The 22,810-nt window shown below is 57.8% G+C and carries 26 protein-coding genes; 13 read left to right on the top strand and 13 right to left on the bottom strand.

What is annotated here, in order from left to right:
- Positions 1-2: 2 nt before the first annotated feature.
- Both GOV38_RS16625 and sfsA read right to left on the bottom strand, forming a co-directional pair.
- Positions 3-257: a hypothetical protein gene (locus GOV38_RS16625; RefSeq protein ID WP_171209206.1), complete on the bottom strand. Its 255-nt coding sequence runs from the start codon at positions 255-257 to the stop codon at positions 3-5.
- Positions 258-315: 58 nt separating this feature from the next.
- Positions 316-1,005: a DNA/RNA nuclease SfsA gene (gene sfsA, locus GOV38_RS16620; RefSeq protein WP_171209205.1), complete on the bottom strand. Its 690-nt coding sequence runs from the start codon at positions 1,003-1,005 to the stop codon at positions 316-318.
- Between the two features lie 50 nt (positions 1,006-1,055).
- Here sfsA and GOV38_RS16615 point away from each other — a divergent pair, with 50 nt between their 5' ends.
- The 4 genes from GOV38_RS16615 to GOV38_RS16600 are packed head-to-tail and all read left to right on the top strand — an operon-like array spanning position 1,056 to position 3,966.
- Complete coding sequence (locus tag GOV38_RS16615; protein ID WP_171209204.1) at positions 1,056-1,778, top strand: molybdopterin-binding protein; 723 nt, start codon at positions 1,056-1,058, stop codon at positions 1,776-1,778.
- Entirely contained in the window at positions 1,775-2,485 is a 711-nt protein-coding gene (locus GOV38_RS16610) for a GNAT family N-acetyltransferase (protein ID WP_171209203.1), read from the top strand. Before GOV38_RS16615 ends, GOV38_RS16610 begins: the two co-directional genes overlap by 4 nt.
- A gap of 9 nt (positions 2,486-2,494) precedes the next feature.
- A complete protein-coding gene (locus GOV38_RS16605; protein WP_171209202.1) occupies positions 2,495-3,067 on the top strand; it encodes a peroxidase-related enzyme in 573 nt (190 codons plus the stop codon).
- Positions 3,064-3,966 (top strand): OmpA family protein, encoded by a 903-nt coding sequence (locus tag GOV38_RS16600; RefSeq protein ID WP_171209201.1) that lies wholly within the window; start codon positions 3,064-3,066, stop codon positions 3,964-3,966. The genes GOV38_RS16605 and GOV38_RS16600 overlap by 4 nt, the downstream gene beginning before the upstream one ends.
- 68 nt (positions 3,967-4,034) lie before the next feature.
- Here GOV38_RS16600 and GOV38_RS16595 read toward each other — a convergent pair whose 3' ends face one another.
- Complete coding sequence (locus GOV38_RS16595) at positions 4,035-4,940, bottom strand: LysR family transcriptional regulator (RefSeq protein WP_171101609.1); 906 nt, start codon at positions 4,938-4,940, stop codon at positions 4,035-4,037.
- Positions 4,941-5,169: 229 nt separating this feature from the next.
- On the opposite strand from GOV38_RS16595, the gene GOV38_RS16590 reads away from it, so the two are divergent.
- A complete protein-coding gene (locus GOV38_RS16590) occupies positions 5,170-5,610 on the top strand; it encodes a DUF4399 domain-containing protein (protein WP_171101608.1) in 441 nt (146 codons plus the stop codon).
- 26 nt (positions 5,611-5,636) lie between these two features.
- On the opposite strand, the gene GOV38_RS16585 is transcribed toward GOV38_RS16590, so the two are convergent.
- On the bottom strand, positions 5,637-7,664 hold the full coding sequence (locus tag GOV38_RS16585; RefSeq protein ID WP_171209200.1) for an NADPH-dependent 2,4-dienoyl-CoA reductase: 2,028 nt from the start codon (positions 7,662-7,664) through the stop codon (positions 5,637-5,639).
- A gap of 132 nt (positions 7,665-7,796) precedes the next feature.
- On the opposite strand from GOV38_RS16585, the gene GOV38_RS16580 reads away from it, so the two are divergent.
- The 3 genes from GOV38_RS16580 (at position 7,797) to GOV38_RS16570 (ending at position 10,635) form a co-directional block, all read left to right on the top strand.
- Positions 7,797-8,282 carry an RNA pyrophosphohydrolase gene (locus tag GOV38_RS16580; protein ID WP_171209199.1) on the top strand — a complete coding sequence of 162 codons (486 nt, stop codon included), beginning with the start codon at positions 7,797-7,799 and terminating at the stop codon, positions 8,280-8,282.
- Positions 8,283-8,425: 143 nt separating this feature from the next.
- Positions 8,426-9,799, top strand: a complete 1,374-nt coding sequence (locus tag GOV38_RS16575; RefSeq protein WP_171209198.1) for a radical SAM protein — start codon at positions 8,426-8,428, stop codon at positions 9,797-9,799.
- Positions 9,796-10,635, top strand: a complete 840-nt coding sequence (locus tag GOV38_RS16570) for a DUF547 domain-containing protein (RefSeq protein ID WP_171209197.1) — start codon at positions 9,796-9,798, stop codon at positions 10,633-10,635. The genes GOV38_RS16575 and GOV38_RS16570 overlap by 4 nt, the downstream gene beginning before the upstream one ends.
- Positions 10,636-10,642: 7 nt before the next feature.
- On the opposite strand, the gene GOV38_RS16565 is transcribed toward GOV38_RS16570, so the two are convergent.
- Together GOV38_RS16565 and nth are read right to left on the bottom strand one after the other, a co-directional pair.
- Complete coding sequence (locus GOV38_RS16565; RefSeq protein WP_171209196.1) at positions 10,643-11,632, bottom strand: adenosine kinase; 990 nt, start codon at positions 11,630-11,632, stop codon at positions 10,643-10,645.
- Positions 11,629-12,273: an endonuclease III gene (gene nth / locus GOV38_RS16560; RefSeq protein ID WP_171101602.1), complete on the bottom strand. Its 645-nt coding sequence runs from the start codon at positions 12,271-12,273 to the stop codon at positions 11,629-11,631. The genes GOV38_RS16565 and nth overlap by 4 nt, the downstream gene beginning before the upstream one ends.
- A gap of 116 nt (positions 12,274-12,389) precedes the next feature.
- On the opposite strand from nth, the gene GOV38_RS16555 reads away from it, so the two are divergent.
- The 3 genes from GOV38_RS16555 to GOV38_RS16545 all read left to right on the top strand — a co-directional run bounded on the left by GOV38_RS16555 (position 12,390) and on the right by GOV38_RS16545 (position 14,796).
- Positions 12,390-13,241 carry a bifunctional helix-turn-helix domain-containing protein/methylated-DNA--[protein]-cysteine S-methyltransferase gene (locus tag GOV38_RS16555; protein WP_171209195.1) on the top strand — a complete coding sequence of 284 codons (852 nt, stop codon included), beginning with the start codon at positions 12,390-12,392 and terminating at the stop codon, positions 13,239-13,241.
- A 73-nt stretch (positions 13,242-13,314) separates the two neighbouring features.
- Positions 13,315-14,184, top strand: a complete 870-nt coding sequence (locus GOV38_RS16550; RefSeq protein ID WP_171209194.1) for a cation diffusion facilitator family transporter — start codon at positions 13,315-13,317, stop codon at positions 14,182-14,184.
- 177 nt (positions 14,185-14,361) lie between these two features.
- Positions 14,362-14,796 (top strand): glyoxalase superfamily protein, encoded by a 435-nt coding sequence (locus GOV38_RS16545; RefSeq protein WP_171101599.1) that lies wholly within the window; start codon positions 14,362-14,364, stop codon positions 14,794-14,796.
- A gap of 102 nt (positions 14,797-14,898) precedes the next feature.
- Here the strand turns inward: GOV38_RS16545 and GOV38_RS22400 are convergent, their stop codons facing one another.
- Positions 14,899-15,117 (bottom strand): GDCCVxC domain-containing (seleno)protein, encoded by a 219-nt coding sequence (locus tag GOV38_RS22400; protein ID WP_254430571.1) that lies wholly within the window; start codon positions 15,115-15,117, stop codon positions 14,899-14,901.
- A 4-nt stretch (positions 15,118-15,121) separates the two neighbouring features.
- On the bottom strand, positions 15,122-15,370 hold the full coding sequence (locus tag GOV38_RS16540) for a hypothetical protein (RefSeq protein WP_254430570.1): 249 nt from the start codon (positions 15,368-15,370) through the stop codon (positions 15,122-15,124).
- 164 nt (positions 15,371-15,534) lie between these two features.
- On the opposite strand from GOV38_RS16540, the gene GOV38_RS16535 reads away from it, so the two are divergent.
- Positions 15,535-15,924, top strand: coding sequence for a MerR family transcriptional regulator (locus GOV38_RS16535; protein ID WP_171209192.1), 390 nt, complete (start codon positions 15,535-15,537; stop codon positions 15,922-15,924).
- 99 nt (positions 15,925-16,023) lie between these two features.
- On the opposite strand, the gene pnp is transcribed toward GOV38_RS16535, so the two are convergent.
- Positions 16,024-18,171 carry a polyribonucleotide nucleotidyltransferase gene (pnp, locus tag GOV38_RS16530; protein ID WP_171209191.1) on the bottom strand — a complete coding sequence of 716 codons (2,148 nt, stop codon included), beginning with the start codon at positions 18,169-18,171 and terminating at the stop codon, positions 16,024-16,026.
- A 265-nt stretch (positions 18,172-18,436) separates the two neighbouring features.
- A complete protein-coding gene (locus GOV38_RS16525; RefSeq protein WP_171209190.1) occupies positions 18,437-20,074 on the bottom strand; it encodes a winged helix-turn-helix domain-containing protein in 1,638 nt (545 codons plus the stop codon).
- A 165-nt stretch (positions 20,075-20,239) separates the two neighbouring features.
- Between GOV38_RS16525 and GOV38_RS16520 the strand changes: the two genes are divergently transcribed.
- Positions 20,240-20,656 carry a hypothetical protein gene (locus GOV38_RS16520; protein WP_171209189.1) on the top strand — a complete coding sequence of 139 codons (417 nt, stop codon included), beginning with the start codon at positions 20,240-20,242 and terminating at the stop codon, positions 20,654-20,656.
- Positions 20,657-20,746: 90 nt separating this feature from the next.
- Here GOV38_RS16520 and rpsO read toward each other — a convergent pair whose 3' ends face one another.
- The 3 genes from rpsO to GOV38_RS16505 all read right to left on the bottom strand — a co-directional run bounded on the left by rpsO (position 20,747) and on the right by GOV38_RS16505 (position 22,746).
- On the bottom strand, positions 20,747-21,016 hold the full coding sequence (rpsO, locus tag GOV38_RS16515; protein ID WP_068336567.1) for a 30S ribosomal protein S15: 270 nt from the start codon (positions 21,014-21,016) through the stop codon (positions 20,747-20,749).
- 135 nt (positions 21,017-21,151) lie between these two features.
- Positions 21,152-22,147 carry a calcium-binding protein gene (locus tag GOV38_RS16510; RefSeq protein ID WP_171209188.1) on the bottom strand — a complete coding sequence of 332 codons (996 nt, stop codon included), beginning with the start codon at positions 22,145-22,147 and terminating at the stop codon, positions 21,152-21,154.
- Positions 22,148-22,242: 95 nt separating this feature from the next.
- A complete protein-coding gene (locus tag GOV38_RS16505; protein ID WP_171209187.1) occupies positions 22,243-22,746 on the bottom strand; it encodes a DUF1643 domain-containing protein in 504 nt (167 codons plus the stop codon).
- Positions 22,747-22,810: the final 64 nt, after the last annotated feature.

Raw genomic sequence — 22,810 nt, 5'->3', positions numbered from 1 at the left:
CCTTACACAAAGATCAAACCCAACTCGCCAGTAAATATATCTGGTAGGTTCTCTTTCTTCATACGCGCGATATCTCTGTAGCCGAAATGGATGTATGCTGGATACTCAGACTCATCAATGTCGGCCACCATGTAAGCATACCGCTGACGGAACTCGGCATATCCTGCCGGGCGCGGAGCATTCAGATAGATATCAACTGGTTGAGAGTTTCGGGTTGAGTAAAGAAGGAGAGATTCCCAAACCTTTTTATGTGTCATAATGCCTTGGAACAATCGAATTGGCTTTCTGGTATTGGACGGTCACAGATCGTGCATCTCAAGTCAAATACCCTTCGACCCAAACCCCCTCGGGTGAAATCCGTGTGCCGCACACCATCCGCTCGACCCCGGTTGCGGCGTCGAAAGCCGCCGCATAGGCCGGGTCGATATCTGCGGCCAGCGCGAAGCGGTCACAGTCGGTGCGTTGTACCAGATACAGCATGATCGCGCGGTGGCCTTGCGCAGCCATTTTGGCCAGTTCACCCAGATGTTTGGTGCCGCGGGCGGTGACGCTGTCGGGGAACTCGGCCAGACCGGGCTGGCGCGACAGGGTGACGCTTTTGACCTCGACATAGGCGTCCGGCAGGCCCGGTTGGGTCAGCAGGAAATCAATGCGGCTGTTTTCGCCGTATTTCACCTCGGCCCGGACGGTTTCATAGGCGGCCAGTTCAGGGATCTGCCCCGCCTCAAGCGCGATGCGCAGCGCGCGGTTTGGCACTGAGGTGTCGACACCGGTGAAATGCCCGTTTTCATGATCGACCAGGCGCCAGCCGAATTTCAGCTTTTTCCTGGGGTCATCATTGGGCTCCAGCCAGATCTTCTGCCCGGGTTCCGCCAGCCCCATCATGCTGCCGGGATTGGCGCAATGGGCTGTCACCTCGCGCCCGTCCTCCAAGCTGCAATCGGCCAGAAAGCGTTTATAGCGGCGGATCAGTCGGGCGGGGACAAGGGGGGTTTCAAATCGCATGGCCAAGGGCCTATACCTGCCCAAACAGCCGATCAAGAGGAGACAGCGCCATGGCCAATCCAACCGCAGCCATGCTGGTCATCGGTGACGAAATCCTGTCGGGCCGGACCCGCGACGCGAACATGCATTTTTTGGCGCAGGAGCTGACCAAGCAGGGGATTGATTTGAAAGAGGTTCGGATTGTCTCGGACGACGCAGCCGCTATCGAAAGCGCGGTTCAGGCGCTGTCAAAGGCGTATGATCATGTCTTTACCAGCGGCGGTATCGGTCCCACCCATGACGACATCACCGCCGACTGTATCGCCCGCGCTTTTGACACCCCAATTGACGTCCGCGCCGATGCGCGCGCCTTGCTTGAAGCGCATTATGCAAAGTCGGGATCAGAGTTGAATGAGGCCAGATTGCGCATGGCGCGTATTCCCGACGGCGCCGAGTTGATCGAGAATCCGGTCTCGACCGCGCCGGGCTTTACCATCGCCAATGTCCATGTGATGGCCGGTGTCCCATCGGTGTTCGAAGCCATGGTTGCCAGTGTTCTGCCCAAGCTGACCGGTGGCAGCCCGCTTTTGTCTCAGACTCTGCGGGTGGATCGGGGCGAGGGCGATATCGCCGCGACGCTGGGCAGCCTTGCAGATGACTTCCCGGACTTGTCGATTGGGTGTTACCCCTTTCAGGTCAACGGCGTTTTTGGCGCAAACGTTGTGGTCAGAGGCGTCGAAGGTGCGCGCATCGACGCTGCAATCACGCGACTGGCGAAAGATCTTGAGCTTTGAGTAAAGACTGGTCGAAAATCGTTGACGGCACCTGGCCTGCGGCTGAATTCATCCAAGATGACCCATTCAGGCTACGCCGTGGTCAGGGCGGTGGCTCGCGCGTGTCAGCGGCCAGTCGGATTGGCGCGTTCTCAGAAGCAGACATAGACGCCGCGGAACAGGCCATGCTGGGTATGGGCCAAAAACGCTTGTTTTGTGTCTGGCCCGGGGATGAAGCGCTGGACGAACAGCTGGCCAATCGCGGCTATGAGGTTCTGGACCCGGTGAATATCTATTCATGCCCGGTCGAACATCTCACCGATGTGCCGATCCCGCGCGTTACCGTTTTCACGTTGTGGGAGCCTCTGGCGATCATGCGAGAGATCTGGGCGCGGGGCGGGATCGGCCCTGCACGTCTGGCTGTGATGGATCGGGCAGCCGGCCCTAAAACGGGTCTTTTGATACGGCATAAGGATCAACCCGCTGGAACCGGTTTTGTGGCAGCTCAAGATGGGGTTGCGATGGTACATGCGCTGGAAATCCTATCTGACCATCGCCGCCAGGGTTTGGGCAAATGGGCCATGCGCGCTGCGGCCTTTTGGGCGCTGGAGAACGGGGCCAAAACCCTAAGCGTGATCTGTACACAGGAAAATGTTGGGGCCAACGGTCTGTACAGTTCGCTTGGGATGGAGTTGGTTGGAACCTATCATTACCGCTTGCAGGTCTAAGGAGGGCATATGAAACAAGACGCAATGCCAACGGCGCTGAACCTGCCGATGGTCGATCCATTGCCTCCGGAAACACAAAAATACTTCGACATCTGTGTCGAAAAACTTGGGATGGTGCCGAACGTATTGCGTGCCTATGCCTTTGATATCGAAAAGCTGAACGCTTTTACGGCGATGTATAACGATTTGATGCTGGCCGAAAGCGGGTTGTCCAAACTGGAACGCGAGATGATTGCGGTTGTCGTCTCGTCCCTCAACAGATGCTTTTACTGTTTGGTTGCGCATGGGGCGGCTGTCCGTCAACTGTCTGGCGAACCGGAATTGGGTGAAATGCTGGTGATGAACTACAAAATCGCCCCGCTGAACCCTCGTCACCGCGCGATGCTGGATTTTGCAGCGAAAATGACCACATCCAGCGCGTCGGTTGAAGAGTCGGACCGACAGAGCCTGCGCGATGCCGGTTTCAGTGATCGCGACATCTGGGATATTGCCAATGTGGCGGGCTTTTTTAACATGACCAATCGTGTCGCCAGTGCAACGGCGATGGTCCCGAACCCAGAGTATCACGCACAATTCAGATGATCCGCTTTCTTCTTTTATGTTTTGCGCTTTTGGCGAAACCGGTTCTGGCACAGGATCTGACCTTGCCGTCCAGCGCTCGCCAAGTGTCGGATCGCACCAGCACGTTGGACAGCTATGACTTGCCCACAGGTGTTTTTTCTGACGGCCAAATCCCTGTGCGCCAGGTCGAGGGCCGGGTCGAACGCCTGACATGGCGCTTGCAGGCGGGTGCCAGCACAACACTGCAATTACTGGCGCCATTGCGGGATCAATTGATCGCGCAAGGCTATGAGATTCTGTTCGAGTGCGAAGCGCGTGAATGCGGCGGGTTTGATTTTCGCTTTGCTACCGAGGTTGTACCTACGCCAGATATGTATGTGGCCATCCAGGATTATCGCATTCTGTCTGCTGCCCTCGGGGACGATGTGCTGAGCCTTTTGGTCAGTCGCAACCCGCCTGACGGGTACTTGCAAATGATCCGGGTGACCCCTGTGGATGCTCCGTCTACGCCAGCGCTGGTGATTGAAGAAACCGTGGACGGATCGCAAGGTCTGTTGGCTGATCTGATCCGTGATGGTCACGTCATACTGGCCGATCTGCATTTTCCAACTGGCGAGTTTTCCCTGGGTGAGGGCCCATACGAGTCGCTTGAACTGCTGTCGAACTATCTGTCCGACAATCCCGATGTGCGTTTGGCTTTGGTCGGGCATACGGATGATACTGGTGACTTGCAGGCCAATATCACCGTCAGCACGGAACGGGCCCAAGCGGTGCGGACGCGGCTGATCGAGACCTTTGGGATTGACGGAAACCGGGTGGAAGCGCGCGGCGCGGGCTATCTGGCCCCTATCACATCAAACGCTACCCCCGAAGGACGTGACACCAACCGCCGTGTCGAGGCGGTATTGCTGATTAACTGACCAACTTGCGCTGGCCAAAAAAAACCCGCGCAAGTAAGCGCGGGTTGTGAGGTGCCACAGGGAGAATTCTACCAGTTCATCGGGCCCTTTTCATTGAAGGACTCGACAAGAAAATCGATGAAGGCCCGGACTTTGGGCTGCGTAAAGCGGCCGGGCGGGTATACGGCGTAGATGCCTTGCACTTCGTCCGGCAAAGTCGGCATCGCGTCCACAACTTCACCCGCTTTCAATGCATCGGCATAAAGATAGCTGGGCAGATAAGCGATACCGAGCCCCGAGATTGCTGCGTTCAACAGTGATTGGCCGTCATTCACGCTCAGCCAGCCCGCCGTGCGCACTTGGCGCTTTTCACCCGACGGAGCTGTCAGTCTCCAGACATTGCCAGAAGACTGGCTGGAATAATGCAGCAGCTTGTGCTCGTTCAACTCGTCAATCTTTTGCGGGCGACCAAACTGTTCGATATAGCTGGGTGCTGCAACCATACGTTTGACCGTTTCGGTCAGTTTGCGGGCCCGCAGCGTGCTGTCATCCAACTCACCAATGCGCACTGCCACGTCAAACCCTTCCGAGATCAGCTCAACGTAACGGTTGTTCAGCACCATGTTCACTGTGATGTCGGGATAGGCAGACAAAAAGCCCGACAAGACCGGTGACAGGTGGTTTACCCCAAAATCCGTGGCAACACTGATCCGCAACAGACCCGAAGGGGCCGATTGCATCGATGTCACCATCGCATCTGCTTCGCCTGCGTCGTTCAACACCCGCCGCGCTCGATCATAATACGCCAATCCGATCTCCGTCGGTGACACCCGACGTGTTGTCCGGTTTAACAGGCGTGCGCCCAGCCGTGCTTCCAGGCTCGACACGTGCTTCGACACGGCCGATTTGGAGATTCCCATCTTTTTCGCCGCGTCGGTGAAGCCACCCTGGTCCACCACGTTGGAAAAGGCCTCCATTTCGGTCAGTCTGTCCATACTCTCATTCCCAGGTCTTCTTTTCGATGATCACATTTGCGTACAATCTGGGCGAGAACTTGGCAGACATGGGATAATATAAGGGTTTTAATTCTGATCGTTTGCGCTTGGGAAACGAGGAAACAGTCGTAATTCTCAGGCCAGATCGATGCCAATCACCTTATTTTCAAGGTGCTTATCGATTTGTGTTATGATGCAGACGGCAAATTTATGGCCTTGGGAGGGAAATATGACACTCAGATCAATCGCAGTAGCCTTATGCGCGTCTGCCACATTTGCAATGGCGGGCGGACCAACGCCTTCGAACCCGGACGCTATTGTTTATTTCGCCAATCTCGCGGATGGCGACACGGTTTCATCGCCGGTCACAGTGGTCTTTGGGCTAAAGGGCATGGGTGTGGCGCCCGCCGGGACCGAGGTCGAAAACACCGGCCACCACCACCTGCTGATCAACCGCCCCCCGATTGGGCAAGGTGAAGACGGTGCAGATGAGCTGGCCTATGGGCTGCCCGCAGACGACAATCACGTCCACTTTGGAGGCGGGCAGACCGAAGTGACACTGGACCTGCCGCCCGGTGAGCACACATTGCAATTGGTGCTGGGCGACGCGGGCCACGTCCCACACTCCCCGCCGATTGTCTCCGAGGTGATCACGGTCGCGGTGGAGTAGGGCGCTTCTTTGCTGGCGTCAGACCATCAAAAACCCGCCGCCAGCCGGGTGCCCTGATTGATTGCGCGTTTGGCGTCCAGTTCGGCGGCGACGTCTGCGCCTCCGATCACATGGGGGGTGATGCCGCGTTCGATCAGGGCATCTGCCAGGCTGCGATCCGAGACCTGACCGGCGCAGAGCACGATCGTGTCAGCTGCAATCAATGTTGGGTCTGCGCGCTCTTCGCCAAAGCTGACATGCAGGCCGTGCTGGTCGATGCGTTCATAGTTCACACCGCCAACGAAATTGACGTTCTTCATCTTCAAGGTGGCGCGGTGAATCCAGCCGGTTGTTTTGCCCAGCCCTTTGCCATGCGCCTGTTTCTTGCGTTGCAACAGCGTGACCTGACGCGCCGGGGCGGCGGGTTGAGGGCCTTCGGGCGCAAGGCCCGAGCGGTGCTGTTCTGGATCGGTCACGCCCCATTCCTTCATCCATAGCGGCAGGTCGGTTGTGGCGCTGTGGCCGTCTTCCAGCAGGAATTCCGAGACGTCAAACCCGATTCCTCCTGCGCCAACTACGGCGACGGTTTTGCCCACCTCGGCCTTGCCGCGCAGTACGTCGACATAGCTGAGAACATTGTCGCTGTCCTGCCCCGGAATCGCCGGATCGCGGGGGGTGACGCCGGTGGCAATCACCACCTCGTCAAAACCGGTCAGGTCATCGGCCGCGACCTCGCGGTTCAGTTCCACCTGAACACCCAGATCGTCCATCATAGTGCGGTACCAATCGACCAGACCCCAGAACTCTTCCTTACCGGGCACCTGTTTGGCCATGTTCAGCTGACCGCCGATCTCGGCGGCGCGGTCAAACAGGGTAACACTGTGACCGCGCTGGGCTGCGGTCATTGCGGTGGACAGGCCAGCGGGGCCGGCCCCGACAATGGCAACGGTTTTGGGGGTATCAGCCTTTTCGATAACCAGCTCCGTCTCGTGGCAGGCGCGCGGATTGACCAGGCAAGAGGTCAGCTTGCCACTGAACGTGTGATCCAGGCAGGCCTGATTGCAAGCGATGCAAGGCGCAATCTGCGCAGACTGCCCTGCGATGGCTTTGTTCACAAAGTCCGCATCCGCCAGCATTGGTCGGGCCAGCGACACCATATCGGCGCATCCGGTCGACAGAACCTCTTCGGCGACCTCGGGCGTGTTGATCCGGTTTGAGGTGATTACCGGAATCCCAACCTTGCCCATCAGCTTTTTGGTCACCCATGCAAAAGCCGCGCGCGGGACGCTGGTGGCAATGGTGGGGATCCGCGCCTCATGCCAGCCGATGCCGGTGTTGATGATCGTCGCGCCAGCCGCTTCGATCCGTTGCGCCAGTTCGACGACTTCTTCATGGGTCGAGCCATTGGGCACCAAATCGATCATCGACAGACGGTAAATGATGATGAAATCGGTGCCGACGGCCTCGCGCGTGCGGCGCACCACCTCGATGGGCAGGCGCATCCGGTTTTCGTATGATCCGCCCCAGCGATCCTCTCGCTTATTCGTATGGGTGACAAGGAACTGGTTCAGAAAATACCCCTCGGACCCCATGATCTCGACCCCGTCATAACCCGCCTTCTGGGCCAGCCGGGCTGCGTTCACGATGTCGCTGATCTGCTTTTCGATCCCGTCTTCGTCTAATTCATTTGGCGGAAACGGTGAGATCGGAGATTTCACCGGGCTGGGGGCCACGCATTTGGGGCCGTAGGCATACCGCCCGGCATGAAGGATTTGCATCGCGATCTTGCCACCGGCCTGATGTACGCGGTCGGTCACGATGGAATGGTTCGCGACGTCCTTGTCCGAGGTCATCATCGCCGCCCCCGGCAGCACCGAGCCTTCCAGATTGGGACCAATCCCGCCCGTGACCATCAGCGCCACGCCACCGCGTGCCCGGTCGGCATAGAACTCGGCCACGCGGTTCCAGTCGCCGGTTTCCTCAAGCCCCGTATGCATCGACCCCATCAACACGCGGTTCTTCAGCGTGGTAAAGCCAAGATCCAGTGGGGCCAGCATGTTCGGGTACGCGGTCATCGTGAAACTCTCCCTTATTTCGCAAAGACAATCGCTGGGCGTTGCGCGACTGTCACGCGAAACCTGACGTCACCCCCTTTGCGGTCAGGCCGGGGCTTGTTACTAGAGGGCGCACAGATCAAGAGGCCGCGCATGTCCCCCGAAGAAATCGCCAAACTGCCCTATCGCGCCTGTGTCGGGCTGATGCTGATGAATGCCGATGGCAAGATCTTTGTGGGTCAACGCAGTGACCGCCACAAGGATGCCTGGCAAATGCCGCAGGGCGGGGTGGACAAGGGCGAAGACCCGCGCGATGCGGCGTTGCGTGAACTTTGGGAAGAAACCGGCGTGACCTCGGATCTGGTCGAGATCGTGACCGAGACCGAAGGCTGGCTTCCCTATGATCTGCCGCATGATATCGTGCCCAAGATCTGGAAAGGCCGCTATCGCGGGCAAGAGCAGAAATGGTATCTGCTGAAATTCCTCGGGCGCGACGATCAGATCGATATCGAAACCGAACATCCGGAATTCACCCGTTGGAAATGGCAAGACCCTAGCCAATTGGTCGACGAAATCGTTCCGTTTAAACGAGACGTTTACGCTCAGGTGATAGCGGCATTTGACGGGTATTTGACCTGATGTGACAGCAAAACGGTCCAAACCACTGCGGATTCAGTCCAAATGTTTCATGCGCAACTGGATTGGCTCACCGAAACTCATGCGCTGACAACTTGGCGTGAGGGCGGATAGCCTGGTTTGGAACAGGCCTCTAGCTTTGAGGCATGAAAGACATTGCTCTCAGCCCCGCTAAATTTGCTCCTGCCGGACGCCGGTTTGTCGGCTCTGACCGGCGTGCCCCCTTGCGGGACGGTCTGTGGTCCTCGGGTGAATACGGGCCGGGCCAGACCGCGGGCCGGTTCTATCCCATCGCCTGCGTGGCGCTTGAAGTCACTCAGCGGTGCAATCTGGACTGTACGCTGTGTTACCTGTCCGACAGCGCCGAGCTGACCTATGACCCGCCTCTCTCGGTCCTTTTTGCGCGGCTCGAGTCGATCCACAGTCACTATGGGCCCGGAACCTCGGTGCAACTGACCGGCGGTGATCCGACGCTGCGCAAGGTCGAGGACCTGGAAGCGCTATGTCGCGAAATCCACCGTCTTGGAATGCGATCCTGCCTGATGACCAACGGTATTCGCACCAGCCGGGCCATGTTGGCACGACTGGCCGCAGCCGGGCTGGATGACGTGGCCTTTCACGTCGATCTGACGCAAGAGCGCAATGGCTTTGAAACCGAGACCGAACTGAACCGGGTGCGCCGATCCTATATTCGCCGGACACGGGGATTGGGCTTGCGGGTTCTGTTCAACACAACCGTTTTCGCGGGAAACTTTGCCGAGCTGCCTGCGCTGGCGCGGTTCATGCGGGACCAACCTGAAATCGCTTTTGTCTCGTTCCAGATGCAGGCGGATACCGGTCGTGGCGTTCTGCGCGCTCGGCCCGAGGGTATCACGCAGGCCTCTGTGAGCAAAGCGATTGAGGACGGGTATGAAACCCCGTTGCACTTTGACACGGCATCCGTCGGTCATTCCCGTTGCAACCGATATGCCAGCGTGGTGTCGGCCGGTGGTCGAGCGGTCTCACTGCTGTCGAACGCGCCTTTGGTCCATCAGGTGATCGACGCGCTCGAGCAATATGACGAGTCCAATCAGGGTCACATCGACACGGCCGAGGCGGTAAAGCGCCTTGTTTTGCGCAGGCCTCTTTTAGCGCTGCGTGCGGGATTGCACCTGGCGGGATGCGCTCTGCGATTGGGTGGTGGCTTGCTGAGGGGACGAGCCCGGCGGCAGGCGGTGTTCATTCACAATTTCATGGCCGCTGACGCGTTAGAGGAGGATCGCTGCGCCTCCTGCGTTTTCATGGTGGCCACCGCAAACGGCCCGATGTCGATGTGCGCGCATAACGCTCAGCGCGATGCGCAGCTGGCAGAGGCAGATCAGGTGGACAGCGAAATGGGGTCTTTCTGGTGGAACCCAACCCGAAAGGGCTTGTCCAGCCGCCCGGACCTTCCGCAACTGGATGACCCGTCACTGGCCCCTCTGAAACGGCTCAAGGGTCAGATGCGCGCGATGCGCGAACGGCAGAGGGATGCGTCGTGAGAGCTTTTATCTTATGCCTGTTGCTGCCCTTGCTGGCCGCATGTGCAAGTGTCGAGCGTTTGGCTCTGCCCGCGCCAACGCCGCTCGAGAACAGTGCTCTGACGCGGTTGGCGGACCCTCCCGGTACCAGGGTCAGTCATTCTGAGTGGGACAGGTTTCTTTCCACTTATGTGTCCACCGATGCAAGCGGTGTGAACCGAGTGGCGTATGGCCAGGTGTCTGCCGCTGACCGCGCGCGCCTTGAGGCCTATCTGAATACCTTGCAAGCGGTTGATCCCGCCACTCTGACCCGCGATCAGCAGCTGGCCTATTGGATCAACCTCTTCAATGCGATCACCGTTGATCTGGTGCTTGAAAACTACCCGGTGGCATCCATTCGCAATATCAGCGAGGGCCCGCTGTCAATCGGCCCGTGGAACCGCCCGGTTGCCGTTGTGTCAGGTCAAACTCTGACCTTGAACGATATCGAACATCGGATCATCCGCCCCACCTTTCAGGAACCACGCATCCATTATGCGCTGAACTGCGCCGCTGTGGGGTGCCCGAACCTGATGGACCGGGCATGGCAGGCGGGCACGTTGGAGCGGGATCTGGCGGCAGCCGAGCGCGCCTATGTCAATGACCCGCGCGGCGTTCGGTTTGATGATCGCGGGCGGCTGATCCTGTCCAAGATCTATATCTGGTTCCGCGAGGATTTTGGGCCGAATGAACAAGCCGTCATCGCAGCCATTTCCAAGGCCGCCGAGCCCGAGCTTCGGACACGGCTGCAACAGGCAAGGCGCGTCAATGCCTATGAATATGATTGGGCCCTGAACGACGCGGCTCCGGGCCTGTAAGGGTTGGTTACAGCAACCCTTCAGCGCGCAGCAGATCCTGCATGTTCGCCTTGGGGCGCGGGCCTATATGGCTGATCACTTCGCGCGCGCAGGCGTTGCCGATCTTGGCGCAGGTCTCGTAATCGCGACCGGTGGCCATGCCGAACAGAAAGCCCGCCGCGAACTGATCGCCTGCACCGGTGGCATCCACGGGCACAACCTTTTCGACGGGCACATCGAAACGCGCCTCGCCGTTCAAAATCGTAACGCCATCACCTGAACGCGTGCAGACGACCAGAGGGCAGATCTGCGCGGTCTTGGCCAAGGCGTCTTCAAGGTCATCTGTTTCGAACAGCGATTTGATCTCGGCCTCGTTGCCGATCACAAAATCCAGCTCATTTTCGATCAGCAAAAGGAAATCGACCCGGTGCCGTTCCACGCAGAACGGGTCGGAAATGGCGATCCCGGCCTTGCCGCCACCCTTGTGACAGGCGCGCGCTGCCTCAAGAAACGCGGCTTTGCCCTTTTCCTTGTCGAACAGATAGCCTTCGAGGAACATGATCTGGCTGTTTCCTGCCACATCCGCCGAGACATCTGCCGAGGACAGTTCGGACGAAATACCCAGATAGGTGTTCATCGACCGCTCACCATCCGGCGACACAAAGATCATCGAGCGCGAGGTCGGCAGCTCTCTACCCGGCACCGGCGGGTTCACAAAATCAACACCGTCTTCGTTCATCGCATCGGCGTAGAACCGCCCCAGCGCATCGTCATGGACGCGCCCGATAAAGGCCGACTCCAGCCCCAGCGCACCGGCACCCGCGATGGTATTGGCCACCGACCCGCCCGGCGTCTGCACCCGCCCTTCCATCGACGCATAGAGCACTTCGCCGCGCTCTTGTTCGATCAGTTGCATGATACCCTTCTCAATGCCCATCAGTTCCAGAAAACTGTCATCGGCCTGAGAGATCACGTCCACAACGGCATTTCCAATACCGGTGAGCTGATAGGTTTTCATAAGTTCTTATCCTCAAATTGGCAGAGATCGCGGATGATGCAGGTTCCGCACATCGGTTTGCGCGCCTTGCAATGATAGCGTCCATGCAGGATCAGCCAGTGATGCGCATGGAGTTGAAAATCCGCAGGGATATTGTCTTCGATGGCGCGTTCCACCGCGTCCACATCCTTGCCGGGGCAGATGCCCGTGCGGTTGCCGACGCGAAAGATATGCGTGTCAACGGCCTGTGCCGGTTGGCGCCACCACATGTTCAGCACTACATTGGCCGTCTTGCGCCCGACACCTGGCAACGATTGCAGCGCGGCGCGGGAATTGGGAACCTCACCGCCATAGTCCTCGACCAGAATGCGGCTGAGCTTGATGACGTTCTTGGCCTTCTGGCGAAACAGGCCGATGGTCTTGATATGCTCGATCAGACCTTCTTCGCCCAGATCCAGCATCTTTTGCGGCGTATCGGCGATCTTGAACAATTCGCGCGTGGCCTTGTTGACGCCCGCATCTGTTGCTTGCGCAGACAGGGCCACAGCAACGACCAGAGTATAGACGTTCACATGCTCCAACTCGCCCTTGGGTTCGGGATCGGCCTGCTGGAAACGTGTAAAGATCTCGCGGATCGTGTGATAATCAAGTTGCTTTGCCATCCGAGCCTTAATGCCGCCCATGGCCCTGTGACACAAGCCCTAAGCCAATGCGCAAGTTCCGGGTCGCGGGGGCGGGGCCTGCGCGCTAAGGTCTGGATCAACAGATGAGGTGTGAAATGAACGTCCAGGCCCCCGAAAGCGGATACCATTACAACGTCATGCGCCGCGCGATCGAATTGATCGATCAAGGCGGCGAATCCCTCAGCCTCGAAGATCTGGCCCGCCAGATGGATATGAGCCCGGCGCATTTCCAGCGTCTGTTCTCGCGCTGGACCGGGGTATCGCCGAAACGGTACCAGCAATATCTGACGCTGGGCCACGCCAAGGCGCTGCTGCGCGAGCGGTTCACGACATTGGAAACCGCCCATAACGTCGGGTTGTCCGGCAGCGGCCGGTTGCACGATCTGTTCCTGAAGTGGGAATCCATGAGCCCCGGTGAATACGCCCGCAAAGGTGACGGGCTGACGATCTATTGGGGCTGGTTCGAATGCCCCTTTGGCCCGGCATTGGTCATGGGAACCGACAGGGGTATCTGCGGCATAGCCTTTGGCGCTGAAACTGGTGAAGAAGCTGCGATGGAGGACATGATCTCGCGCTGGCCCAAGGCACAGTTTGTCGAAGATCCGATGCGCCTGCGCCCTTGGGTGCTCAGCGCCTTTGGCGCGGCCAGTGATCGGCTGGAGCCGACGCCGCTCTACCTGATCGGATCACCTTTGCAGATCAAGGTGTGGGAGGCGCTGATGCACATTCCTTCGGGTCAGGTCACCACCTATTCCGAGATTGCCCAACGCGTCGGCACACCTCAGGCGGTGCGGGCGGTGGGAACGGCGGTCGGGCGCAACCCGGTCAGCTGGTTGATCCCCTGCCACCGCGCCCTGCGCAAATCGGGCGGTTTGGGCGGGTATCACTGGGGCTTGCCGGTCAAACGCGCGATGTTGGCCTATGAGGCCGCGCAGGCCGACGCCTGATCGTTGCAAAAAAGACAGGCGGAACCGGCGCCTGGATGCTACACAAAGAGTGAGGCAGCAAGAAACCGGCTTGATGATCCAGAAATTCGCCCTGTGGTCGATCCCGATTTCCATCGCGGTATTGGCGTTGAAGCTTTTCGCCTGGCACCTGACAGGATCGGTTGCCCTGCTGTCGGACGCCTTGGAATCCGTGGTCAACGTGGTGGCAGCGCTGCTTGCGTTCTTTGCCGTCTGGGTCGCGGGCAAGCCGCCTGACGCGAAACACCCGTTTGGTCATAAAAAGGCCGAATACCTTTCGGCGGTGGTCGAAGGCACACTGATCGTTCTGGCAGCGTTGCTGATCCTGCGCGAGGCGATCATGGCTCTGCCATCGCCGCAGTTGCACGACACCCCGACCTTGGGGCTGGTGGTCAACACTTTGGCCACGGCGATCAACGCAGCCTGGGCGTTCATGCTGTTGCAGATCGGACGGCGGCAAGCGTCACCCGCACTTGAGGCCAGCGCAAAGCATATCTTTACCGACATCATCACCTCGGTGGGGGTGATCCTCGGCCTGCTGCTTGCGCTTGCAACCGGATGGCTGATCCTTGACCCGATCCTTGCCATACTGGTTGCTTTGAACATCCTTTGGGAAGGTTGGAAAGTGATCCGTAAATCGGTCGATGGGCTGATGGACGCCACCTTATCTGAACCCGACCTGAAGGCGGTGCGGTCCATTATCGAGGCCAATTTGGGCCCCGCGTTGGAATACCACGATCTGCGCGGTCGCAGGTCCGCAAACATGATCTTTGTCGAATTTCATCTGGTGGTCGAAGGCGGTATGACCGTGGCCGCGGCCCATGACATCTGCGATCAGATCGAAGCGGTGCTGAAAGACAGATTTCCCGGATCGGTCTTTGTCATCCATCTTGAACCCGATAGCGAGCTGCACAACGCGGTCTGATTGACAGGCCGCCCGGCGAATGCCAAAAGGCGGGCAGGTTCGGGTCTCCTGCCGTTCGCGGCCCTTTGGCTTTGGTGAAACCCGCTTGACCAAACATCTGTTGCCCTTTTCCAGGCGCGCGGATGGCAATGCGAACACCGTCCTGACTTCGCGCCCGTTTTAGGAAACGAGGCAAACATGACCGTGTCAAAACCGATCCCTTCGATCGAAGACCTAAAAACGCAGGCCAAACGGCTGCGCCAACACCTGTCTGCCGAAGGAGTAGACATCACGCACAGCAAGGCACTGGAACTTATCGCTCATCAACATGGCGCCCGAGACTGGAACACCTTGCACGCACAAGCGGGAAACCGGCTGCATCTGCGCGTCGGAGACCGCGTGTCCGGCCACTATCTGGGTCAGGCATTTACGGCCGAAATCCGCGGGATGACAATGCTAGGAGACGGCGAACACCGTCGCCTGACCTTGCAATTCGACGACCCCGTGGACGTGGTGACATTCGACAGTTTCTCATCCTTCCGCCACCGCGTCACAGGCGACATAGGCTGGGACGGACGATCCCCGCGCCACACATCAAACGGCGAACCGCAGCTTGTCGTGCGCCCGGAGTGATGCGTCAAGTGGTGTTCTGGTTCTTTGAGAGAAGCACCCGCGCAGATTGCTGCGTGGGTGTTGCTGAGCTAAGTGGCCATAGCACGGACAAATCTGACTTTATTATCCGCAACAACTATCGCCATTCTGGATCGGCGGGCAAGGCACCGTGGCATAGGAGCAGTAGACGCAACAATCTCCTTCCAACGGCTTCAAGACTACGGCGCAAGACTTGCATTCATAGAACCACTGGCAAGCATCCGTCGGCATTATTTCGGTTTCGCTGTGACCGCATTTCGGGCACGTCAGGGTGCTTTCAAGCACTACAGTTTGCTCTGTCATTGTTTCACATCTGCATTATCAGGTAATCGTTGATCCGAGTTTCGTTAAAGACGACGACCCAAGCTAACGCGGTGATTGCGGTCGTCCCCGAAAGCCACCATTTCAACTTTGCTAAGGAGCCGCGCTGATAAGACACAAGCCACGATATAGCGACAAGCGCCGTCGAAATCGCCAGTACGTAGTAGCTTGCCGCCGCGATCTTTCCGAAAATGGCTTGCCAACTGCCTCCTAGTCCCAGCAGCATCATTGTCATGGGCAATACACAGCAAGTCGCGACGCCGAGTGCTGACAGTGATCCCAGGTAACTAACACTAAGGTGCTTCTGCATTTCATTCCCTTGACTGGCTGGAGTTGTCGAAATGTCAGCCTCTTGTATAACTTCTGTAGTCGCTACAGGATCAAGACGGGAAAACTAACATGTTTGCGATTGGGGAAGCATCCCGGCAAAGCGGTGTCGGCATTGAAACGATCCGCTACTATGAACGCGAAGGGATCGTGCCCAAACCACTACGGGCAACTAACAACCGGCGGATGTACTCCGCGCACGATGTTGGAAGGCTACGTTTCCTGAAAAAATGCCGTGATTTGGGTTTTCCGCTAGCCGATACAAATACGCTTCTCAGCCTGTCCGAAGGCGACGAAGAGGATTGCCGATCCGTAAAAGAGCTGGCTGAGCTTCATATCTTCAATGTGCGTGAAAAGATAAACGAGCTGAAGCGATTGGAAGCGGCGCTGAACGAACTCACAGCCAACTGTGACAGCGGGAATGTCTCTTGCCCCATGCTCTCAAAACTGCGTACCGACTAGTGAAACTTTGGGCTCAAAACTTCCATTCGTTGCGCTTTAGAGAGCAAAAAAAGACCCCGGCGTTTCCACCGGGGCCTTTATCATTCGAAAAAGAGCTGATTACTCTGCGTCTTCTTTCTTTTCTTTCTTCTCAGGCACGACCTCTTCGCCCGTCTCCTGATCGACCACTTTCATCGACAAGCGAACCTTGCCGCGGTCGTCGAAGCCCAGCAGCTTGACCTTTACTTCCTGACCTTCCTTCAGAACATCCGACGGATGGTTCAGGCGGCGATTTTCGATCTGGGATACATGGACCAGACCGTCGCGCTTGCCAAAGAAGTTCACGAAAGCGCCGAAATCGACGATCTTGACCACTTTCCCGGTATAGATCTGACCTTCTTCCGGCTCGGCGACGATCGAGTGGATCATCTCATAGGCCTTCTTGATCGACTCTCCATCGGGCGAGGCGATTTTGATGACGCCATCATCGTTGATGTCGACCTTGGCACCCGAGGTTTCCACGATCTCGCGGATGACCTTACCGCCCGAACCGATCACTTCACGGATCTTGTCGGTGGGGATGTTCATGGTCTCGATGCGCGGGGCGTGGACCGAGAACTCGTTGGTTTCGGACAGAGCTTTACCCATCTCACCCAGGATGTGCATCCGGCCGTCTTTGGCTTGCGCCAGGGCTTTCTCCATGATCTCTGGCGTGATGCCTGCAACCTTGATGTCCATCTGCAGCGAGGTGATGCCGTTTTCGGTACCTGCCACTTTGAAGTCCATGTCGCCCAGGTGGTCTTCGTCACCCAGAATGTCGGTCAGAACCGCATAGTCGCCGTCATCTTCCAGGATCAGACCCATCGCAACACCGGCAACCGGTGCCTTGAGGGGAACACCCGCATCCATCATCGACAGCGAACCGCCGCAGACCGATGCCATCGAGCTGGAACCGTTGGATTCGGTGATCTCGGACACGATGCGGATTGTATAGGGGAAGTCAGTTGGCGCGGGCAGAACCGCCTGCAAGGCACGCCATGCCAGCTTGCCGTGGCCGATCTCGCGACGGCCGGGCGAACCCACGCGGCCCACTTCACCAACCGAATAGGGCGGGAAGTTATAGTGCAGCAGGAAGTTCGATTTGAAGTTGCCATGCAGCGCGTCGATGAACTGTTCGTCGTCACCGGTGCCCAGTGTGGTCACGGCCAGCGCCTGTGTTTCACCACGGGTGAACAGGGCGGAACCATGGGTGCGCGGCAGCAGCGAGGTTTCAGCCTCAATCGCGCGGACATCAGTGGTCGAGCGACCGTCGATCCGCTTGCCGCCTTTGACGACGTCGCCACGCAGAATGCCAGCTTCCAGCTTTTTCATCGCCGAGCCGAGGTTGGCGTCTTCCAGCTGTTCCTCGGTCAGCGCTTCCTTGATCGCTTCACGGGCCGCAGCAACAGCAGCGGTGCGCTCTTGCTTGTCGGTGATCGCAAAGGCGGCGCGCATCTGCTCTTCACCGGCAGCCGAAACAGCGGCGTAGAGCTCCGAGTAATCCGGCGCCGCGAATTCGAACGGCTCTTTGGCGGCGTCTTCGGCCAGTGAGATGATCAGGTCGATCACCGGCTGGATTTGCTCATGCGCAAAGGTCACGGCGCCCAGCATCTCGGACTCAGAAAGCTCATAGGCTTCCGATTCTACCATCATCACGGCGTCTTTGGTGCCAGCGACAACCAGATCCAGACGCTGTTCAGGGTTCAGGCGCAGGTCCTGCATGTCGTCCACAGTTGGGTTCAGGACATATTCACCATCCACGAAACCAACACGGGCACCGGCGATCGGGCCCATGAACGGCGCGCCAGAAATGGTCAGCGCAGCCGAAGCCGCGATCATTGCCACGATATCGGGGTCGTTAACCAGATCATGCGAAAGAACGGTGCACATCACCAGAACTTCGTTTTTGAAACCGTCAACGAACAGCGGGCGGATCGGACGGTCGATCAGACGCGCGGTCAGCGTCTCTTTCTCGGTCGGGCGCGCCTCGCGCTTGAAGAAGCCGCCCGGAACCTTACCGGCAGCATAGTATTTCTCTTGGTAATGGACGGTCAGCGGAAAAAAGTCCTGACCGGGCTTTTGTTGCTTGGCAAAGGTCACGTTGGCCATGACGCTGGTTTCGCCCAGCGTGGCAATCACGGTGCCGTCCGCCTGACGGGCAACCTTGCCGGTTTCCAGTGTAAGCGTCTCTTCGCCCCACTGCATTGATTTCTTCGTTACATTAAACATATGCGTATCCTAGAACGGAGCACTCCCGCCCCTGCGGGTCTCCGGTTTTGCGTGGCGGCCCCATTGCCGCCGACCCCACTTTATCTTCCATTCGAGTGCCGGGGTCAGGGCACAACGTCTCAGATGCTGGGCGCATACAGGAGTTTGGGGATAAAGGGAAGTGGGAACGACGGCCAAAGAAAACGCGCAGAGTTGCACGCACAAGCCAGTTTAACTGTTAATTCAGCCGTTTTCCTGCATCAGCGCGTCAAATCCGGCGCAGCGATCAATCCGGAACGCCAGCTTGCTTCAGGCTGGACAACCATATCCGTCGGTTTTCTGGATGGTTCTTCGAGCCTGCGAACTGCCGTTGCATTGCTGAAATTGACAGGTTGGGATTTATCTCCAACGCAGCGTTGACAGCCTTCTGCGCATCCTCACCCCGACCCAACTCGTTCAGGTTCGCGGCGCTCAGCAAATGATGAAACAGCCGCCACGTATTGCTGGTCGCGACAGCGCCCAACTGGTGCGCAACCTCCAGTGCTTCGTTGTGGCGCCCAAGGTGAAACAGGATATGTCCTTTGTAAAAGAGCATGTTCTGCAACAAAGGATCGCGCGGGCTGAGTTTGATCGCCATTTCAATCTCGGGCAATGCGCGTTCCTGCATCCGAAACCAGTCAAATGTATGTGCAAGCTCTAGCCGGATACGCGCGTCATTCGGATTCAGCGCAACAGCGCGTTCCAAGTTTGCAATGGCCGGATCGACCTCGCCCGTAAAGCGATAGATATACCCCAGCGCCGCATGAGCCTGCGCGTCCTGGTCGTCCAGTTCTATCGCGCGTCTTGCGGATTGGGTTGCCGAAACCAACGTATCCTGCGGGTCATCGGACCACTGAAAAAAGAAGATTGTTCCAAGAGCCCGTGCCAGCAGGCTGTGCGCCGCTGCGAAATTCGGATCGGCTTGTATGGCGTCTTGTGCAAATTGGACTGCTTCTTCCTGAGCCTCTTTCGAGAACACCGCCTGTCGTGCGCGACCCCGCAGATACAAATCCCATGCGCCGATGTCTTGAGTTGGTTTATCCTGTGATCGCACCACGTCTGACTGATAGATTTCCGGAAGCAACCGACCGGCGATGGCTTGGCTGATGTCGTCCTGAACGCTGAAGATGTCCGTCATTTGACGCTCGAACGCTTCCGCCCAGATGGTCTCGCTCGCCGCGACGTCGATCAGTTCTCCGCTGATGCGCACCAGATCGCCCTCGCGTCGGACACTGCCTCGGACAACGTAATTGACCCCTAGCTCTCTTGCGATTTCGATGGGTGTCGACTGACCGTCAGAAAAGGAAAACATTGTCGCGCTTGAGACTACGAACAGCTCTCGATTGCGCGACAACTGCGCGATCAGATTGTCCGTAAGGCCATCGACAAAGTACTGTCCCGCGCTCTCGCCATTAAGATTGTCAAATCTGACGACGGCTAGCGATGGTTTTTCGCCCTCTGGCAACGTAGTCGGATCGCGAAAACCTAGAATTGCAAACGCGACAAGTGCAAGGCTCATGATCAGACCAGCCAAAAGGGCCCTGCGTTTAAAGGGCGTTTCCGCGAAACCTGGAGGCGGTGCAACCGGCTGCACTGGTGCAACGAATTGAAACCCGCGTTTGGGGAAAGTTTTGATAAAGTTGGAACGGGCTGCTGAATCCCCCAGAGCTTTGCGAACCGACCGAATACGCGTATTCAGCGCGGCGTCGGTGATCGCAGCCCCATTCCAGATTTCATCTATGATCTCTTGTTTACTTACGATCCTGTCCCGGTGCCTGAGCAGGAATTCCAGCAGCAAAAGGGCCTGGGGCTCAAGGGCAATCGGGTCTCCCTCACGGCTGAGTCCCTTCTTCGGTTCAAGTCTGAAATCCAAAAACTCGTACATATCATAACTTACCCCGTGACGTTGCCACCGCTCAACGGGCTTTGGCGATTGTTATCAGAATGTCAGAAAATGTCAGCTTGCCATCAAGCTTAGCGCCCTGCTTTTGCTTACCTTTCGGCTCGGGTGACCTGCCCGACACTACAGCTTTTGAATTGGAGACAGAATATGGCACGACGGAACTCAGCTATTCTAGCAGCATTGATCACATTTTTCGGCAGCGCAGCTTTTGCTCAGACAGATCTTGAGAACGCTTTGGCGGACGGTGGAGAGCGGCTCAACGCCGACCAGATTGCGGAGATCTTGATCGGTCACACAGTTACAGCCAAATCGGGGGACAAGACCTTTCGGTTCTATTATGCCCCGAATAACATCGTCAGCGGTGAATTGACCAATGGAGGTTGGCAAGGCGCGGGCGCCTTCGCAATAACCGACACTGACCAGGTCTGTGTGTCCATGGCCGCCGACAAGGGACGTTTCCGTTGCTTGACAGTACTTCGCGTCGGTGGCCGGGTCCAAAAATTCAACACCGCCGGGAAGAAGATGTTTGATATTCTGGGTTTCGAACCTTCGACCGGGTTGTGACTTGTGAGTAAACCAAAGAAAAACGCCCGTCAAAAAAAGCGGGCGTTCGAACCAGTATCTACTGGATTCAGATCAGTATTCGAAAAGCATTTAGCGGCGGATGCCCAGCTTTTTGATCAGGTCCTGATAGCGTGCTTCTTCCTTGCCCTTCAGGTAGTCCAGCAGTTTGCGGCGCTGGGCGACCATTTTCAACAGACCGCGACGACCGTGGTTGTCTTTTTTGTGGGTTTTGAAGTGCTCGGTCAGGGTGTTGATGCGCGAGGTCAGGATGGCAACCTGGACTTCCGGCGAACCGGTGTCGCCGTCTTTGGTTGCGAATTCTTTCATGACGCGTGCTTTTTCAGCGGCAGTAATCGACATCGGGGTCTCCTTTGACAGGTTAGAGTTGATGGCGCAGGCCGGGATGTCGTCCAGCACAGGCCCATGGAGAAAAACCGCACCGATTCCAATGCGGATGGGCGCGTATAGGCGCTATTTTTGCAATTGGCAATGGGTTCAGGGTCGGAACACGAACTGATCCAAATGGGCCTCAGTCACGAATTCGATATCCGCAGCGGTCAGGCCCTCCGCCCCGTAAAGCTGTGCCACGTCTTGCCCATCGACCGCGACATGGGTCAGGTTGGTGTCTTCTTCATCCTGTTCGATCGTGACCTCGGGGGTTTCGGTCGCGTCCCATGTGATGAGCAGTTTGTCCTGGCCAACCTCGAAATCCATGATCATGACACTGTCTTGGTCTGCTTCGGTGGTGATGTAGATATCATCCGCTCCTGCACCGCTGGTGACCACGTCACCGCTCTCGGCCAGCAATATATCATCGCCTCCGCCACCGTTCAGGAAGTCTGTTTCGGGGATGTGATCCTCATCCGCGCCCGACAGGATGTCATCCCCGTCGCCACCAAACAGAACGTCTTCGCCTGCGCCACCAGTCAGGTAGTCATCCCCGCCACCGCCTTGCAGCGCATCATCACCAGCACCACCGTCCAATATGTCATCGCCCTGACCGCCAAACAGCTCATCCTGCCCGGTATCGCCGTTCAGATCATCATCGCCAAAATGGCCATAAAGGGCGTCGTCCCCTTCAGATCCAGACAGATGATCGTCGCCATTCTCGCCATGAAGGATATCATTGCCCTGACCTCCGATCAGAAGGTCATCGCCTTCGGCCCCGTGGATCACATCGTTCCCGGTACCGCCGTTCAGCAGATCGTCGCCTTCATACCCGTTGATCTGGTCGTTGCCGTCCTGCCCCGAGATCACGTCATCGCTTTCATCCCCGGCGATCACCAGATGGCCATCATGATCCGACAGGACCTGCCCGGTCTCTTCCGGATCGGTATCGTCGATCTCCAGAAACTCACCTTCCGTCAGCTCGTCGGTTTCGCCTTCGTCAATCTGATCGTCATCCTCTGCCTCTTGGGTGGTGAACACGTCACCCATGGCATAGGCGGCGCCGCCGATCGCCGCAAATCCAAACAAGCCAATCAGGAACATGGGGACCCTCCGAAAGCACATTGCTCCGAGCCTGGACTATCCCATCAGTCAGCTTGGTGGGTCAAAGCTAAGTTACTGTTTTGGTTAACCGTTTGTCACCAAGGCTCTGGCTGTTGGGTATAGGCGATATAGAGAGGATGCTTGGGGTGCCCCTCTTTGGTCAGCCCCAAATGGAACAGAGGCTGGCCGGTGTCGCGCAACAAAGCCTCGACCGCTAGTCCACGCTCCAGATGTGCGCCATGGGTACCCCAGGCGGCGATCACCTGATCGGCCCAGGCGACACCTTGCAGAATGGCCACGTCGTTTTCGGGCCCCACTGGATCGACGGCGGCACGCATCTTGCGTGGGTCGGTATCGCGCCAGGCAAAGATATTGGTCACCTGAAACGCGCCGAACCCCAGCGCGCGGGCACGCCGCTCGCACCGCTCGACCGTGGGATCGTTCTGCACCTCGGTCGCGGTCGAGGGGTTCAGCATCACGAACAGCGCCTTGCGTCCGGCAGGATCCCAAACGCGGGTCAAGCTATAGCGATAGGCCTCGCAATCGGAATAAACGGCGGTCGAAGGTGCGTCGCCTTTGATGTGGGAGCGGGTGATCATCGCAATGGGTTTCGCCGGTTTGGCCGGTGATGACAAGTGCAGATGTTACAAACGCGCGCTTGTG

The organism is Ruegeria sp. HKCCA5839 (genome assembly GCF_013035585.1).
Classification (GTDB): domain Bacteria; phylum Pseudomonadota; class Alphaproteobacteria; order Rhodobacterales; family Rhodobacteraceae; genus Ruegeria.
Note: the sequence above shows the minus strand (reverse complement) of the source record. Positions and strands in the feature narration are given on the sequence as shown.

Coding starts and splice junctions, on each gene's coding strand:
- GOV38_RS16625 (WP_171209206.1), bottom strand. CDS start 257: ATGACACATAAAAAGGTTTGGGAATCTCTCCTTCTTTACTCAACCCGA.
- sfsA (WP_171209205.1), bottom strand. CDS start 1,005: ATGCGATTTGAAACCCCCCTTGTCCCCGCCCGACTGATCCGCCGCTAT.
- GOV38_RS16615 (WP_171209204.1), top strand. CDS start 1,056: ATGGCCAATCCAACCGCAGCCATGCTGGTCATCGGTGACGAAATCCTG.
- GOV38_RS16605 (WP_171209202.1), top strand. CDS start 2,495: ATGAAACAAGACGCAATGCCAACGGCGCTGAACCTGCCGATGGTCGAT.
- GOV38_RS16600 (WP_171209201.1), top strand. CDS start 3,064: ATGATCCGCTTTCTTCTTTTATGTTTTGCGCTTTTGGCGAAACCGGTT.
- GOV38_RS16595 (WP_171101609.1), bottom strand. CDS start 4,940: ATGGACAGACTGACCGAAATGGAGGCCTTTTCCAACGTGGTGGACCAG.
- GOV38_RS16590 (WP_171101608.1), top strand. CDS start 5,170: ATGACACTCAGATCAATCGCAGTAGCCTTATGCGCGTCTGCCACATTT.
- GOV38_RS16585 (WP_171209200.1), bottom strand. CDS start 7,664: ATGACCGCGTACCCGAACATGCTGGCCCCACTGGATCTTGGCTTTACC.
- GOV38_RS16580 (WP_171209199.1), top strand. CDS start 7,797: ATGTCCCCCGAAGAAATCGCCAAACTGCCCTATCGCGCCTGTGTCGGG.
- GOV38_RS16575 (WP_171209198.1), top strand. CDS start 8,426: ATGAAAGACATTGCTCTCAGCCCCGCTAAATTTGCTCCTGCCGGACGC.
- GOV38_RS16565 (WP_171209196.1), bottom strand. CDS start 11,632: ATGAAAACCTATCAGCTCACCGGTATTGGAAATGCCGTTGTGGACGTG.
- nth (WP_171101602.1), bottom strand. CDS start 12,273: ATGGCAAAGCAACTTGATTATCACACGATCCGCGAGATCTTTACACGT.
- GOV38_RS16555 (WP_171209195.1), top strand. CDS start 12,390: ATGAACGTCCAGGCCCCCGAAAGCGGATACCATTACAACGTCATGCGC.
- GOV38_RS16550 (WP_171209194.1), top strand. CDS start 13,315: ATGATCCAGAAATTCGCCCTGTGGTCGATCCCGATTTCCATCGCGGTA.
- GOV38_RS16545 (WP_171101599.1), top strand. CDS start 14,362: ATGACCGTGTCAAAACCGATCCCTTCGATCGAAGACCTAAAAACGCAG.
- GOV38_RS22400 (WP_254430571.1), bottom strand. CDS start 15,117: ATGACAGAGCAAACTGTAGTGCTTGAAAGCACCCTGACGTGCCCGAAA.
- GOV38_RS16540 (WP_254430570.1), bottom strand. CDS start 15,370: ATGACAATGATGCTGCTGGGACTAGGAGGCAGTTGGCAAGCCATTTTC.
- GOV38_RS16535 (WP_171209192.1), top strand. CDS start 15,535: ATGTTTGCGATTGGGGAAGCATCCCGGCAAAGCGGTGTCGGCATTGAA.
- pnp (WP_171209191.1), bottom strand. CDS start 18,171: ATGTTTAATGTAACGAAGAAATCAATGCAGTGGGGCGAAGAGACGCTT.
- GOV38_RS16525 (WP_171209190.1), bottom strand. CDS start 20,074: ATGTACGAGTTTTTGGATTTCAGACTTGAACCGAAGAAGGGACTCAGC.
- GOV38_RS16520 (WP_171209189.1), top strand. CDS start 20,240: ATGGCACGACGGAACTCAGCTATTCTAGCAGCATTGATCACATTTTTC.
- rpsO (WP_068336567.1), bottom strand. CDS start 21,016: ATGTCGATTACTGCCGCTGAAAAAGCACGCGTCATGAAAGAATTCGCA.
- GOV38_RS16510 (WP_171209188.1), bottom strand. CDS start 22,147: ATGTTCCTGATTGGCTTGTTTGGATTTGCGGCGATCGGCGGCGCCGCC.
- GOV38_RS16505 (WP_171209187.1), bottom strand. CDS start 22,746: ATGATCACCCGCTCCCACATCAAAGGCGACGCACCTTCGACCGCCGTT.